Here is a 14332-nt window from a genome sequence, read left to right as displayed (position 1 = left end):
TAGCAATAAAAAAACCCTAACATTGTAGTCTATAGGGTGATTAAATATATAATTAATACAATAAAAGTAAAATTTAATAGTCTAAACTATCTAATGTTAACATTTCTTATTTTACCCTCCTTATAAGAATTAAGATATGTTCTGTGACTAAATTACGAATTTCTCAACCTATACACAATATGACATATTTTTCATTTTAGGTGAGATACAATGAAAAAGTTGAATCGAGGTCAATGTATTTCAAGAATAGAATATGGAGAAAAAATTAGGAGGAAAAGATCTTGGTAAATATATCGCTTAAACAGTTCTTGAAGATGGAAATTGAAGTTAAAAGAAGAATTATGTATAGAAAGGCTAAGGATTTAGGGTTCACTCATCCTAGTGTGGTAGATTGTAGTCAAGAATTAGATGTCCTACTAAATAAATATTCAAAAGCTTCCTAATATATGGAGGCATTTTTATAGAAGATACTAACGATCCGTTAAAGCCAGCTCAAATTATTTCGATGACTTGACTGGTTTTATCCTGAATTAGGTTTCAGTTATAAAGGAAACCATATCCTGATGTTATTGTAATGATACGTATATATAACAAAAAATTAGGAAATCTTTATAACATAAAAAGGAGGCCTAATTATGCAGGTATTGATTTTAACATTGGTCGTAATTTCAAGCTTTTTACTACAGCAGCCTCAAGAATCAGAAGAAAACACAGCACCTACACTTTGCATACCATTTGAAACTACATCTTATAAATATCCTAATAATCAATATCAGACATTTCGTACTGAGGACGACTTTTATCATCAATTGGACCGGACAATCTATGAGGAATATAACGATGCTACCTTGAACATTCGTCAAAAAATAGCCTTTAAGGACATACCGAAGGCTGAGGAAACATTTCATCTAAAAACAAATTTTATACGTGAAAAAATAGACCTCTCTCAACATACTTTTATTCATCCCAATCGACAAGTATATTTTTTAGCATCCTTTCAGCAAACAAATCAGGAAACCTATCATAAATACCTTGTCATTGACGCTGAGACACAAACCATCATTTTAGGAGATAGTAATTATCAAAGCAATAGCGCCCCTTAAATCTAGTTCGTTTGTTTATTTAATTTATTGTATGCTTGAAAATTGATTTATAGTAGCGAAATCGATGAAAAAACTAACATTTTCAAGCAAATTTAGAAAAAATCAGTTTATCACAACGTTAATTTCATGGCTAATCTTAGCTCAACTCTAGGGGTAGTGACTTTTAAAACCCCTAGTAGACGAGCTAACAAGACCATTTAAATTTTTATATAGGACAAATATGTGAGTAAAGATATGTATCAAAGGCGTCGTCTCAGCCTATCTCATCGTGTTCCCCTATGCTCATGCTTTCATCTATTTCAGCTATTTCGCACTTCTAAAGTTTCATTGTCTGACTGCCATTGAATGTGAATGATTGGGGCAGCATCCTTTTTAAAATTTTTCGCACTTTCTTTTTTCTTTAAGGCAAATTGTTTATCTATATTCACTCGGGCGTCATCAATAGTTAGTGATTCTTTAGATCCTTCAATCGTTATTTGTAAATCACCCAAGTCTTTACATTCCCCAAGATAGAAAAGCCGTAAGCCCTCCTCCGTATTACTATGATATACGGCCTTCCAGTGCTCACTTTTCGCTATGTAATGCACCTCCTCTTGTTGATTCGTACTACAAGCAACTAACACAAACATCATTAAAATTAGGAAGCATAATTTTTTCATTGGAGCTCGATTTCCCTTTCTTTGAAAGTTATCATGATAATATCAACTTCAATCTATCCTTCTTAATTCCTAGAGTAAGGTGTTATTCAGCATAATTGCGACCGGAATCGGCTTTGTCCCTGCACAAAGAACTCCTTTCCAATTCCGTGACATTTGCTGAAATAAGTTAAATAGTAATCACCAATCCAGTCGGTTTTTCTCCAAAGGCGTCGCTAGATTCTTTAAAGACAAAATCTAGACCTTTTATATTGTCAGGTAACGAAGGTGAAATGATAAAAGTGCTACTTTCATGGCCATTTGTTCCCCCTCCACTATCTATCCAACAGTCATATTCTTCTCCTACAAACAACTCAAAAATGTTGTGTGTTTCATTAATATAAACATTTGGTTCTTGTCGTGGATCCCAATCCGTTAATAGCTGTACAACACTTGCATTTTCATACTGCCGAATATAAGTTACTGTATAGAATCGTTCATTAACTTCTACGGACTTTAAAACTGGGATATGCTTTCTAAAACCGGTCGGCTCCACGCGAGGTTTATAATACTCTTCCGTCCTCATCATCCCGAATAATGATGCAAGATAAGCCTCATAAAAACCATATTTTTTAGCCCAACGAGCAAGCGCTTCCTCTGGTGGAAAACCGGGATTGTTATTTGATAGATGGTTACGCTGCTTTATGAGCGCACAAATTTGTTCATCAATAGTAACAAGCTGGTTATCATAATAATCTGTTGGTCGGTCATACGATTCTTGATTCATGAAAATCCTCCTAAGTCATATATTGTGTAAACCAGGCAATATATTTTGCCCCAGGAATAAATAATAGCTGTGCCAAACATGTTCCTAGCAGCCTTGAACCCATCATCATCATAGAAGCTCGTTTAAGACTTAAATAGCTTCCTCTTTGATTAATAACATCATCTGCTAGAATAGAAATTTTAGGGTCAATAAAAATAATCAATAACATCGTTGCTATACCATTAATAAGCCCCGACGACATCACAGCAGTATTCGATCTTTCAGGAACTAATAATGCGGCGTAAAGTGCAGACAGTACTCCAATTGTATAGATGGCCGTAATAACGACATTAACGATAAATAATTTAAGGGGAATATCGCGCCAACTAATCCCCTTTAAATACGAAAAACTCGGCAGGCGAATATGTTTTATCCCCCGTTTGAAATACTCGATACTAAAGCCTTTTTTGAATAATGCCGGAATGGAGCCTCTTTCCTCAGACAAATGTATAATAGCCCTTGAAAATATCGCTACAAATGTCGGCAATAGTAGAATGCCTACTAATGTACCTAGTGAAGCGGCGCCAATAAGTACTCGGAATTGCTGCTCCACAAATGCCAGCGTGTTTTCCTTTGGTGCTGTATCAGTCAGACTGCCAGTAAAAGGCTGCTGCATCATATTCGCCAGCCTCGAAAACATGACCATCACATTAAACAAGGATAGTGCAGAGGCTAATAATTTTACACGTGCACCCGATAATCGAACTGCATACGCAAGTGTCTCTATCGAATGAATGATGAGAATAAACAAAGCAATCATTATTAATTTTCCTGTCAAAATATCCAAAGTCTGTTACCTTCTTTTCGTTTGTTGATTGGTCGACACTCTTGCATGAATTTGAGTAATTGTTTGATCCAATCCCGTACATATACTCCCCATTCTTTATGAGGAATTGTACTGATAGAGAAAGCGATTGCATTTTTTCTCGCAGTGTATGCCTCTTACTTCCATCTGAATACTAGAAATCTAATGATTCCTATGGGGACTTTTCACATCGTCATCATATGTATCATATCTTATATTGAATTTATTTGTACCCTCACAGCTCTCCACTCTTAAATAGGTTGCAATAATTTCTTCAAAGGCTTGTTATATGGCGATGTGCTTCTGAAGCTTTTGGGCATATTGATGAAGTTCCTCTTCATTTTGTTTTTTCCTTATAATAATGAATACAACTGAGACACTCCTCTCTTTTAATATATTCTACGAAATATACTCTAATAGGTTCCGTTATTTTCCTACCAAATAGAAAAGCTATTCATTAGGCACTTTTTCCCTAATGAATAGCTTTTGTCAGTATTTAATGATTAACAGCAAAGTCATTATTCCAGCTAGTTGAGTCAGAAAGCTGATAGGTCACCATATTGGCGGTTACTGCAAGAATCACACCTGCTCTAGATTTATCTGTAGAAATAGGGTCCTCAAGTACTAATACAACATACCCTTCACCCCGTCCCAGATGATCTATTGCATTTGTAGCGTTTATTTCGAAGGTTGTATAGGTTTTCTCATTTGTAGCAGGAAGTAATCGTTCCGTTTGATAGGCTCCCATTTCTTTCAAATTATAGCAAACAGGCATCCATCCTTCTGACCAATCAATACTGCCTATTATTTCTTTTTTACGATGTGCCAGTTTGCCAATTGAAAACGTAAAGTATATCTTCATAATTGCTTGATTTAATTCATTTTCCCCTTCACATACAGCTGTTACTTCCAGCTTAATATCATCCTTCGAAAGCTTCTGAATAACCACTAAAGTCACAGTGAAAATACAGATAACAAGTACTATACCAATGACGAAAAATTCCATTTGGTCCCTCCTAACATCGCAATTACTGTTACTATTAGATTACCATGTTTTAGGAGAGATAGTATTTTTTCACCAAACAATCTTATGAAATGACACGGGCATAAATGATAAGACAAAAAACGAGTATATAGTGCATTAGCCACAATGAAACGAATAATCAGTGGAGGCTGAACTTCCCCCACTGATTAAAGTTTCACTTTATTTTGTAGCTTGTAACTCAGCTGTTAAAGTAAATGGCATTTTTAAATAATCATACTTAATCGTTATTTTTTTAATATTAGGTGCTTCAACCTTTACTGCATAATGCTGAGGCTGCTTTCCAATGGCTTGACGATCTATGTATTGACTAGGAAAAATATTTACTTGCCTTAACTTATGATACGTAATATTCGGATTACCCTCCAGCTTCGTTTCTACTTCAAACGGTTCAGATTTACTCACAACGAGTTCAACATTTTCAGGCACTTTATCATTAACGAGTATTTGCTGAAGCTCTATCTCACGTAGTCCTTTATTCTCTATTTCAATAATTCTTATAGTTGAATCATCTTCAGGATTCGTAAAGCTGTTCACGACAAGAGGAGGATTACTTTTTAAATAAATAATGAAGGCCGCTCCCACCACTAGAACGCTAAATAATATAGCAAATAGTATTTTTTTCATATCATTCCTCACTTTCTAACCACCTATCAAGTATAGCGAGAAATTGGAGGTGATGAAACCTTGAAAATAATGAGTGAGGATTTTTCTTGCCAATCAGCTTCTTTACGCTACCCTTTTCACAGCAAAACAATCTGACTCATTATGAGCCAGATTGCTTTGCTAATTGTGTTTCATCACGTATTGGAATCCCATCATAACCGATTAAAGGAATTTCAGGTTTATACGCTCTTGCTTTCTCGACCGCATTTTGTATGATTTCGACTAAGTGATAACCCCTTTTTTGATAAAATTTCAATGCGTGTAAATTATCATTTGTCGTTATAACGGTAATTATCGTACAGCCTTGTTCGAAAGCATTTTCTTCAACTGCTTGTACTAGCAAAGAACCTATTCCCTTTCTTTCTACAATACTATCAAGGGAAATAATTTCAAATTCTTCTTCACGAATACTATATGTCACAAGGCCTAAAATCGTGTTTTGTTCATCTACATAGACAAAGCCCTCTAATTTACTACAATCATAAACCCCACTGGAAATGACCATTTCTGTACTTCCCCAATGCTCCGTAAAAAACTGCAACACAACATTTTGCGGTAATTGTTGAATAGGAATTATTGTCATCTATTATTCTCCTAAATTGAAATATTAAACACACTTGCAATGGCTTTTTGAACACCTAGAAATATTGCCCACGAAACGACACCTAGTCCAATGGCAAAAACGATATGGATTGATGATTTCATCGCCATATAAATAACAAACAGCATAAACATTGTGGCTGGTAACCCAACAATTACACCAACTGTAAATCGTTGAATATGCTCACTCGACTCACTTTGCACAGTAAGCCAAATGATACTTAAAATACTGACAAGTGGTAGTGCTGCAATAATGCCTCCATATGAAGGAAATCTTCTAGCAATCTCAGTAACAATACCAATAACGGCTGCCGAGCAAAGAATTTTTACAAATGTATACATTAGTTAGACACCTCGCTTAATAGTCGAAATGCCTGTAAAATCATTTGTTGATCTTCTTCTGAAAGCTGGTTTAGCGCATGTTGCAGTTTTTCATCATCTAACTCTGTGTTTTTCTTTAAAACATGAAGCCCTTCAGCCGTTAAATGAAGATGTACTTTGCGTTGATCATCGATGGCCCGCTCCTTTTTCACCCAGCCATTACGCTCCAGCTTTTTGATATGCTCAGAGGCTGTATTTTGAGAAATATTCAGTAACCCCGCGATATCACGAACAGTTACTTCATCTTCCTTTTGAATCATCTGTAAAATACGCACGCTTTGATGCGAAATTGACTCTTCATGTGTTGTATGTAGATGGTAAAAAATCGATGTAAAATAGTTATTTATATCTTTAATCATTAAATTTACTCCTTTAATATATCGTTTTAGACGATTATATCGTAATGAACGATATAATTAAAGATAATTCTTTTCATTTACTTTAAAGTTTATATATTCAGATAGTTCATCAGAAAGCAGAAGGGGCCGACAGTAGTCAGCCCCTTCAGCCTTTTTATCTAGAAGAATCCTAATTTCCGACGAATATTGTGAATTCATCAAGATTTTTACATGATTTACCGAAACTTTTTAGCAATAACGAGACATTCAAAGTATTTTCACAAACACACCCTTCTGAAATTTTTCCTTAGCAGCTACATTCATTTCTCTAACATCTTCTGATAATTCGCTTGCCCTTATTAATTGATTCTCAAAGTACAGCAAAGGATCGATAAGTCGAGTTTTATTCTTTTGATGAATATCAAATTCTGACTGATTTACCCTCACTTTTACGTAAGGATGAAGCTGTTTTAAAAGGCTCTGCACTTGCCTATCATTTGAAGATTTCATCAGTTCAATTAGTTCATGATCTTCCTTAAGAAAATCAGCGAGCGTAATAATCTTATTATCTAGTGCTAACTTTAACGTTTGTGAAAGTTTATGATAGGCATAAATATTTAACGGATCCAAAAAGAAATCAAGCACTTCTTGATAATATGTTTTCACAAACCATTCTGCACGTTCAATACTTTGAAGACACATCTTCCCTTGATGAACAATAATATCATTTAAAAATTTGTGTATTTCTTCTAGCGAGGCTTGCCCATATGTGTACATATCCCTTAAAGTATAATCTACTCGATCTGCACATAAATCAGGAGCTGGTTGTTCGAGTAGTTTCCATGTCGCAGTATTAAAAAGTAGATGTTCATAATCAAGGTTATACTTTTTAAGAATAAGAGAAATTTCAGAATTCATAATCACATTCACAAATATTTCTTCATGATAATCTTCAGCTTTATTTTCAAGGACGAAATCAATGACATGCGAAAATGCTGTATGCGAAACATCGTGCAATAATCCTGCAATCTGCTCCTCTAAAGAACCACCGAGCTGTTTAATCAACAGCATGACACCTACCGAATGCTCATAACGTGTTACATTCCATTGGCTATTTACAAGATAACTTGCCCCACCTTGATGAATCCCCTTCAATCTTTGTACCGGTTTACTCAAAATAAGTTCTTCTAACACATCATCTATCTCGAATTCACCATATAGATAATCAGAAATAATCATGTGAGCACCTTTCTATGAAATATTCGAAAGTACAAAAACCCCACCACAATGCGAGATTGGGTAAAATTCTAATTGGCATACTCCTTTTAATAAGGAGCTAATTTCCTCATGGACAAAGTAAAGTTCATCATCATCCCAATAATCAATACTGTCTTGACGACATTTTTCAAGTTGCGCTCTTGTTTCAAACGCGATATCACCGATAAAAATTTTGCCTGCTGGTGTTAGTTGCTGCAATAATGCTGTAATGTATTGCACTTTCATTTCATCGGTAAAATGATGCAATGCATAGGTGCTAATAATGGCGTCGTATTTTTGATGAAGGATCTCTGTTGGCATCCCTTTTGATAAATCCCACTCCATTAAGTTTGCATCAGGCATTTTTACTTTGGCGATTTCGATCATTTTCGAGGAAAAATCGAATCCATTGATCAAATGGCCATTGTCATAAAGCTTCGCCGTTAACACCCCTGTGCCAAATCCAATGTCTAATACAGTTGATTTTGGAATGGACATAACCTCGTTAAAAATCGTATTTAATACTGCTTTATATCCTGCAAATGGATATTGATTACTTTCTTCACTTAGCTGAACCGTTTTATCGTAACCATCAGCCCATAAATTAAATCCTTGTTGATTTAGTAGCATAAAAGTCCTCCTATATTTTTAATCGATTACGAGTTTGGAAGGTCTATTAGTACTAAACATCCCTTGTTAGTACTAACAATCCCTCTCCAAACATATAAATTCCCATGACCGATAACCTGTTTCATAAAAATTCCCCCTTTCAAAAATTCAAGTTCATCATCAACCTATGCATATGACATACGTATCGCGATGAATAAATATTAAACTATTATACCAAATATTACATATGGTAGTGAGTGAATTTTCAAACTTTATCCATTTCCTGAAAAATGCTATGATAAGAATAGTTTTCTTTTCAAGGAGGAATCGAAATGGACGCATTCTTTTGTAATGCTTGCTCTAAACCAAACACTTTACAGGTCAAAGAGGTCTATAAAAGTTAACGCAAATAACATAATTGAATGATCTCTTTAGGCCATAACCTTTATTAAAAGCCTACTACACAGGAGTGAATTCAAATGGAAAAACAAACAATTCAGCCGTTTTTAACGGTCGCAAACTATCATTTACTTGAGCAGCAAATGAATAAAATCATACAAACACTTGCAACAACGAAGGATAAAAACGTTATCCTAGCCATACACGGTATTGTTGAAAGCGAAATTACAGCAAAATTGGCGCTGTCCAAAGAGGAAGCTGAGCTAATTGAACAGCTTTTTGAAGTAACAAATCGTGCACAGGGTGATGCGTATTTAGAGCAATTAAAACCATACGTCATCCCATTCAAAGCAGTCACTGCAAGCACACTGAAGAGCCTATTTAAAAAGGAAAAAAAACTAAAACTACCTAAGCTTGAAAAAATGGATTTTCAGGAGATTTGTTATTTAGCTTGGGATGATCCTGGTACACATCGAAAATATGTCGTGATAGAACAAGATGAACAGCTAAAAGCAATTAAAGGGACATTCTCCAACAATACAGTTCGCGGAATATGTGCACTATGTAACCGCCATTCAGATGTTGGCCTATATACTACGTCTGTAAAAGGGCAAGTCGTTGGAACGTTCACAAGTTATAGTAACTACATTTGCGCTGATAGCCAAACATGCAATCAACATGTAACGGATATAGAAAAAACAAAAGCGTTTTTCGAACGCATCACTCAATAAAAATAAGCCTTCTCCAATACGGAGAAGGCTTTACATGTTGTTGAAAAACTATTGTGTCAATGAAATTATGGCGTCCTATTAAACAAAGTATGGCTCTTCGGCAAAACGAGGTAATGGAAAAAATCATTAATTTGAGTTCATTTGAAGGATTTAATGAAATCGAAAAATGATGAATTTGGGGTACATGATTTTCTCTGCTCTCTCCCATTAGAATAGTACTCAAATACAACATATTAACAATCTGCTACGGACGTTGATATATCAATGTTTTTCAATAAAAAAAACACTCGTATTTTAAACGAGTGTTTCGTGATTTTTAGGATAACCATTTTGGCGGTGTGTTTTTCTCCCAATAAATATCTCCTAAATTGTTATGGGCCATAAAGTCGTCCTCGGCACTGTGGTAGTGGAAGTTGTAATAATAGCCATCCTGTGGTCTTTTTTCTGTGCGGACATGGAAGCGAATTAAATCCATGCCTGTTTCATTGCTACTAATATTAAAAATTTTTTCGCCATAGTTACCACTTGGCTTTTCTGAAATTGTTAAGGATGCTAATGATGTATCGTCTACGCCAGCAACTGTCATCGCGATTGCTTCCTCCATTTTAGGGAAGATAATAGAGTCAAATTCATTGCTAATTTTTGGACCGATTTTTGTGCCGAATTTTATATAGGATTGCTCTTTCGCAGCGTCAACGAGCAATGTACTATAGTCAACCGGGTCTTCTTGTATCTCTGTTTGTTCTATCGGAAGAGTAGCCGCTTCTGCAGTGCTTGTCCCTGATGATGGTCCGATAGAAGCACGATTTGATGGATTATGATCAAATGCTTCCCATATTTCATGTGTTGGCGTAATTAATCCAAATGTTAAAAACGCAACCATAATGACGATACTTTTTTGAACCCATTTCTTCATTAATTAACACCTTCTCTTTATGTACAAATTGGTAATTCTACTACTTATATATACGCATAAGCCTATAAAAGGTTTCATATTTCTATAATTCATTGTACAATATTTATGTATAAAGTAAAAACTTCACATCCTGTGAAAACGCTTGTATGACCAACATGCTGTTGCCCCGAATCAATCGGGCATTTACTGGCAGTATGTAGGATAAATGTGTCGTTTTTTTAAAAGGAGGTACAAAGCATGGAAATCGCAATGTGTATTGGTCTTTTATTAATGTTAGGTTACTTATCATCTTTATGCTTCACGAACTAATTTAGTCAAAATGCAAACTGAAAACAATTCGTATGACAATGCCGTGTTATCAAGGTTTTGCTATTATTTCTGAATTTCATTTATGCAATATGCTTACAATTTGGGCTTGTTGGGCTCTGTTATGGACTGCAACGAGGCTAAAGTAGGGCTAATAAAATACGGTTGCGTGGGTAAGAAAGATTGAGGCTAATTCGCTTCAATCTTTTTTATTTGGCAGTACAGTAAAAGCACCCACTTGTATTGTGGATGCTCTTTTATCATCTATTTAACAATATGCAAGTGCTACTTTTTGTTAAGCTATAGTAATTTCATATGATAAATTAAGTTCCATTCCTTAGCAAAAAAAGAAACCTATCACAAATTCATTAAAATGGCGTTACTATGCAAACTTGTTACTAAAAAAGCTTTGGAGATAGTATTGAAGCTGAAGGCATTCGACTGTCCCTTTACTTTCTTGCCTGCCTGTTTGCAGCATCACAAAACCAATGACAACGAAAAGTATAAATCTTGCTTTGGTTGAAAGTTCCATCTTACTTACATCTCTCTAATTCAGAGATTTTTCTAGCATCTTATTTTCACTTTCAAAAGAGTCATTCTTTTTGTACATATCCATATATTGAACAATTTTATCATAGTAATTTTTCTTGCTAAACCTTTTTAAATCTCCTACAACATAAAATTCTTTTTTCGCCCTTGTTGCAGCTACATTCAATAAATTCGGTTTTGAACACGTCCAATTAGCAGCTCCTTCAGTCTGCTCATCAGTTCCTGTTACAAAATAAACAATATCTGCCTCTTTTCCTTGGAAGGTGTGAACTGTTCCAACAGCTTCATTTAACCATTCATTCAATTTTGGAACTTGTAGAGGCTTTAGTTTTTGAAGAATAGCCTTTTTTAATCCATCCTTCACGGCTGTAAAAGGTGTAATGACAAACAAGTTGGGCAATCCGTTTTTTTCTTTGTATTTATCCAAAATAACTTGTGCCACATACTCCCCTTGCTCTTTTACATATTGATCAGTGCTTACTTTTCCTACACAGTCAATCCACTCACCAATACCGACTTTATCTGTATCGACTAATACCATTTTGTTATCATAAGCAATATCGTTAGCTATCGAAAACATTGGATTTAAACAACGGCGGTGCACCCATAGAGGAATACCAATCCATTGACTTCTATCTTCGTCTTTATAAGTGCCATACGGATTCGCTATATCTGCAATATTTTGAACAGATGCTGTGTAACCTATATAGTGCTCTTCGAGATCAAAACACTTCCGAATATCCATTAATAATGTTTCATCCACTGTCACTACAGGTTCAATTTGTATTGGGTCACCTACGATAACAGCTTTTTGGGATCTCCACAGTGCCCCTACTGCTAGTTGAGGGCTAGCTTGTCCAGCTTCATCTATAAATAGATGAGAAATAAAATCTTGCTCGATTCCTTTATACATATTTGCAAAGCTAGCAAAAGTCGTGCTAATTAATGGTGTTACTAGATGAATCACATGCCAAAGATTTTTCAGATATTTTCTATGTTCATTACTATTCAAGTTTAGTGCCTTTCGATTAGCAAAAAGCCTTAATGAACTACTAACAATCTTATGATTTTTTATTAAAAATAATTTATGAATTTTCATAGCCATCAGAAATAGTAAGCCACGCTCATAGTTTAGTATATCCGTTTGCCAAATCACCTTTTGTTGCCTGTAATCATTATTATTATCTTCCCAATATTTGTCTGTTGATAATTCCAAATTTTCTTGAGCATATTCTGTTTTCAATTTCAAACTTTCTTGGAGTATATTTTCTTTTCGGACTTTCAAACTATCTCGATCTCTACTTATTTTTAAAGCCTCTTGTTCTGATTCAATTAAATTTTGTTCAATTTGTGTTTGTTGCTGCCTTAAATTTTTTTCATTTTGATTTTTCACACCTAAAATACGTAATAAAAAATGCGGCTTTTTCAGAGAATTTAATTCTCCCTTTATTTCTTCTTGCTGTGCTAGAAGTCGTGATAAATTGATTGTTATTCTTGATTGGTTTCGCTCCATTGATTGAAATTCTACTTCTAATTTTTGCAGTTCTTTATCTAATTCAATATATTTTTGTAAATCATCTTTTTTCTGTTCAATTGAATGCAGTAGAGAGTTAAATTCTTTCACAGCTTTTAGCCAGTCTTCTGAAGAAAGCATTTCATTATCTCTCTGTAATTGTTTAACAAATGACAAATCTCCATCATCTTTTAGCAAACCCCAAATAAAATTATCAATATTTTTTGATTTACCAAATATACCCGAGAATAGCCCCCAAGTTTCATCTGCATGATTGATTAGTTTTTTAGCCGTCGAAGGATAATAGTCTAGCTCTTCAAGATACTCAGCTATTTTCTGATCATACTCATTTTTTACTTCTGGTTTAATAATTCCCGCATCATTTTTTTCAGGTTTAGCAATTTCCTTTCTTTTAGGTAAATCTTTAGAAATATTTTCAACAGCTCCATTATTACTTGATGCAACTACGATAGAGTAATTTTTTAATTTTTTATTCAGTTCATACACCTGATAAGGAAAATTATTTAATTTCAAACTCCCTATCTTACTAAAAGCAGTCGTAGGGTCTTCAAAAGTTGTCATCTCAATCGCACGTTGGACAACTATATTTGCAAATACATCTTTCAATAACGTTGTTTTTCCAGTACCAGGGGGACCATTTACAGAATGAAGCCTTTCATCACCATTAATAATTCGGTTTACCGCTACTTGTTGCATCAGTGAAAGTCTGTGCGCAACAGGAGAAGGCCATCTTCCTAAAGGTAAATTTTTAGGTTGCAAAATTTGTTCTATTAACACTCTATTATTATCAATATCAATCTGTTTTTCACTGCCCAAGATAAAGTCTTTAAGTGTCGCATTGACTCCATTCTGTAGAACTCGTTCGATATCCTCTATAAAGAAACTATTACGATTCATTTGTTCATTTTCATTCTGATTGTTTTTATTTAACACTGTGATCTGTAAATAATGATACGTGTATTCAAAAGGTTTTCTAAAATATCGATTATATTGATGTTGTAATTCATGAATCTTTTCTTCACTTACACCATCCGTAAATATCGCAATAGCTTCTTTCTCCATTTGTCGACAAATGACCTTATATTGTTCCAAAAAATTTCCATAATTCGAATCATTCTCAAGTACTTTAAGCAGATATTGAACAAATGGAATAAATAAGGAATCTTCTATGTATTTCCCTTCTTCATTTACAGAGAAGGTATAACTGTATTTTCTGGAAGTGTCCTTAACATGTATTTCCTCATCACTATTAAAATGGGCTCTTAACTCCTCTGTTAGTTGCCACTGTTCATAGCTATTCATGTAATATTGAAATCGTATACTATTTTTCTTATCATCATTCAATGCATGTTTTTCCCAAGGTCTTTCTGTCAGTTTAATAGGAGCTATTTTAGGAACTTTTTCCTGATGCATAAATAGTTTTCCTTCTAACGCTCCCTCTAATTTTGGTAATTCCTTCGGCTGAACAGATTCCAGTAAATACCACGATTCCAAAACTGTATTCATTTTATTCACCATATTAAACCATCCTTTCTAATTTATACATTAAAGTAGATTATATATTTAAACAAGTATGGTAATCATATTAAAACCTTTCCATCCCTAGTCTAACTCGTTTTGTAATCGAAGAACTTT

The 14332-nt window shown here is 34.5% G+C and carries 15 protein-coding genes; 3 read left to right on the top strand and 12 right to left on the bottom strand.

The features are described 5' to 3' along the window. The first annotated feature begins 281 nt into the window (after positions 1–281). Entirely contained in the window at positions 282–443 is a 162-nt protein-coding gene (locus FJQ98_RS12255; protein WP_053592792.1) for an aspartyl-phosphate phosphatase Spo0E family protein, read from the top strand. A 192-nt stretch (positions 444–635) separates the two neighbouring features. After that, on the top strand, positions 636–1103 hold the full coding sequence (locus FJQ98_RS12250) for a hypothetical protein (protein WP_053592793.1): 468 nt from the start codon (positions 636–638) through the stop codon (positions 1101–1103). Between the two features lie 299 nt (positions 1104–1402). Here FJQ98_RS12250 and FJQ98_RS12245 read toward each other — a convergent pair whose 3' ends face one another. From FJQ98_RS12245 to FJQ98_RS12200, 10 genes are all read right to left on the bottom strand, one after another. Next, a complete protein-coding gene (locus FJQ98_RS12245) occupies positions 1403–1762 on the bottom strand; it encodes a hypothetical protein (protein WP_201406709.1) in 360 nt (119 codons plus the stop codon). A gap of 166 nt (positions 1763–1928) precedes the next feature. Continuing rightward, entirely contained in the window at positions 1929–2525 is a 597-nt protein-coding gene (locus FJQ98_RS12240; RefSeq protein WP_053592795.1) for a hypothetical protein, read from the bottom strand. 10 nt (positions 2526–2535) lie between these two features. Further along, on the bottom strand, positions 2536–3324 hold the full coding sequence (locus FJQ98_RS12235; RefSeq protein ID WP_053592828.1) for a lipid II flippase Amj family protein: 789 nt from the start codon (positions 3322–3324) through the stop codon (positions 2536–2538). A 541-nt stretch (positions 3325–3865) separates the two neighbouring features. After that, positions 3866–4375 (bottom strand): hypothetical protein, encoded by a 510-nt coding sequence (locus FJQ98_RS12230; protein ID WP_053592796.1) that lies wholly within the window; start codon positions 4373–4375, stop codon positions 3866–3868. 198 nt (positions 4376–4573) lie between these two features. Continuing rightward, entirely contained in the window at positions 4574–5038 is a 465-nt protein-coding gene (locus FJQ98_RS12225) for a hypothetical protein (RefSeq protein ID WP_053592829.1), read from the bottom strand. A gap of 139 nt (positions 5039–5177) precedes the next feature. Next, entirely contained in the window at positions 5178–5660 is a 483-nt protein-coding gene (locus FJQ98_RS12220) for a GNAT family N-acetyltransferase (protein WP_053592797.1), read from the bottom strand. Positions 5661–5671: 11 nt separating this feature from the next. Continuing rightward, the gene (locus tag FJQ98_RS12215; RefSeq protein WP_053592798.1) at positions 5672–6019 is read right to left on the bottom strand and encodes a DUF3147 family protein; all 348 of its coding nucleotides are present in this window, start codon (positions 6017–6019) and stop codon (positions 5672–5674) included. Then, entirely contained in the window at positions 6019–6417 is a 399-nt protein-coding gene (locus FJQ98_RS12210) for a MarR family winged helix-turn-helix transcriptional regulator (protein WP_053592799.1), read from the bottom strand. Before FJQ98_RS12210 ends, FJQ98_RS12215 begins: the two co-directional genes overlap by 1 nt. A 246-nt stretch (positions 6418–6663) precedes the next feature. After that, positions 6664–7635 carry an HD domain-containing protein gene (locus FJQ98_RS12205; protein ID WP_053592800.1) on the bottom strand — a complete coding sequence of 324 codons (972 nt, stop codon included), beginning with the start codon at positions 7633–7635 and terminating at the stop codon, positions 6664–6666. A gap of 12 nt (positions 7636–7647) precedes the next feature. Further along, positions 7648–8283, bottom strand: a complete 636-nt coding sequence (locus tag FJQ98_RS12200; protein WP_053592801.1) for a class I SAM-dependent methyltransferase — start codon at positions 8281–8283, stop codon at positions 7648–7650. Between the two features lie 458 nt (positions 8284–8741). Here FJQ98_RS12200 and FJQ98_RS12195 point away from each other — a divergent pair, with 458 nt between their 5' ends. Then, entirely contained in the window at positions 8742–9392 is a 651-nt protein-coding gene (locus FJQ98_RS12195) for a FusB/FusC family EF-G-binding protein (RefSeq protein WP_053592802.1), read from the top strand. Between the two features lie 316 nt (positions 9393–9708). Here the strand turns inward: FJQ98_RS12195 and FJQ98_RS12190 are convergent, their stop codons facing one another. Both FJQ98_RS12190 and FJQ98_RS12185 read right to left on the bottom strand, forming a co-directional pair. Continuing rightward, a complete protein-coding gene (locus FJQ98_RS12190) occupies positions 9709–10308 on the bottom strand; it encodes a YpjP family protein (protein WP_053592803.1) in 600 nt (199 codons plus the stop codon). An 853-nt stretch (positions 10309–11161) separates the two neighbouring features. After that, the gene (locus FJQ98_RS12185; protein WP_201406708.1) at positions 11162–14110 is read right to left on the bottom strand and encodes a DEAD/DEAH box helicase; all 2949 of its coding nucleotides are present in this window, start codon (positions 14108–14110) and stop codon (positions 11162–11164) included. Positions 14111–14332: the final 222 nt, after the last annotated feature.

The sequence above is a fragment of the Lysinibacillus agricola genome (assembly GCF_016638705.1).
Classification (GTDB): Bacteria; Bacillota; Bacilli; order Bacillales_A; family Planococcaceae; genus Lysinibacillus; species Lysinibacillus agricola.
Note: the sequence above shows the minus strand (reverse complement) of the source record. Positions and strands in the feature narration are given on the sequence as shown.

Bases quoted from the DNA above. Each gene is read 5' to 3' on its own strand.
- FJQ98_RS12250 (WP_053592793.1), top strand. From the start codon at position 636: ATGCAGGTATTGATTTTAACATTGGTCGTAATTTCAAGCTTTTTACTA.
- FJQ98_RS12245 (WP_201406709.1), bottom strand. From the start codon at position 1,762: ATGAAAAAATTATGCTTCCTAATTTTAATGATGTTTGTGTTAGTTGCT.
- FJQ98_RS12240 (WP_053592795.1), bottom strand. From the start codon at position 2,525: ATGAATCAAGAATCGTATGACCGACCAACAGATTATTATGATAACCAG.
- FJQ98_RS12235 (WP_053592828.1), bottom strand. From the start codon at position 3,324: ATGATTGCTTTGTTTATTCTCATCATTCATTCGATAGAGACACTTGCG.
- FJQ98_RS12230 (WP_053592796.1), bottom strand. From the start codon at position 4,375: ATGGAATTTTTCGTCATTGGTATAGTACTTGTTATCTGTATTTTCACT.
- FJQ98_RS12225 (WP_053592829.1), bottom strand. From the start codon at position 5,038: ATGAAAAAAATACTATTTGCTATATTATTTAGCGTTCTAGTGGTGGGA.
- FJQ98_RS12220 (WP_053592797.1), bottom strand. From the start codon at position 5,660: ATGACAATAATTCCTATTCAACAATTACCGCAAAATGTTGTGTTGCAG.
- FJQ98_RS12215 (WP_053592798.1), bottom strand. From the start codon at position 6,019: ATGTATACATTTGTAAAAATTCTTTGCTCGGCAGCCGTTATTGGTATT.
- FJQ98_RS12210 (WP_053592799.1), bottom strand. From the start codon at position 6,417: ATGATTAAAGATATAAATAACTATTTTACATCGATTTTTTACCATCTA.
- FJQ98_RS12205 (WP_053592800.1), bottom strand. From the start codon at position 7,635: ATGATTATTTCTGATTATCTATATGGTGAATTCGAGATAGATGATGTG.
- FJQ98_RS12200 (WP_053592801.1), bottom strand. From the start codon at position 8,283: ATGCTACTAAATCAACAAGGATTTAATTTATGGGCTGATGGTTACGAT.
- FJQ98_RS12195 (WP_053592802.1), top strand. From the start codon at position 8,742: ATGGAAAAACAAACAATTCAGCCGTTTTTAACGGTCGCAAACTATCAT.
- FJQ98_RS12190 (WP_053592803.1), bottom strand. From the start codon at position 10,308: ATGAAGAAATGGGTTCAAAAAAGTATCGTCATTATGGTTGCGTTTTTA.
- FJQ98_RS12185 (WP_201406708.1), bottom strand. From the start codon at position 14,110: ATGCATCAGGAAAAAGTTCCTAAAATAGCTCCTATTAAACTGACAGAA.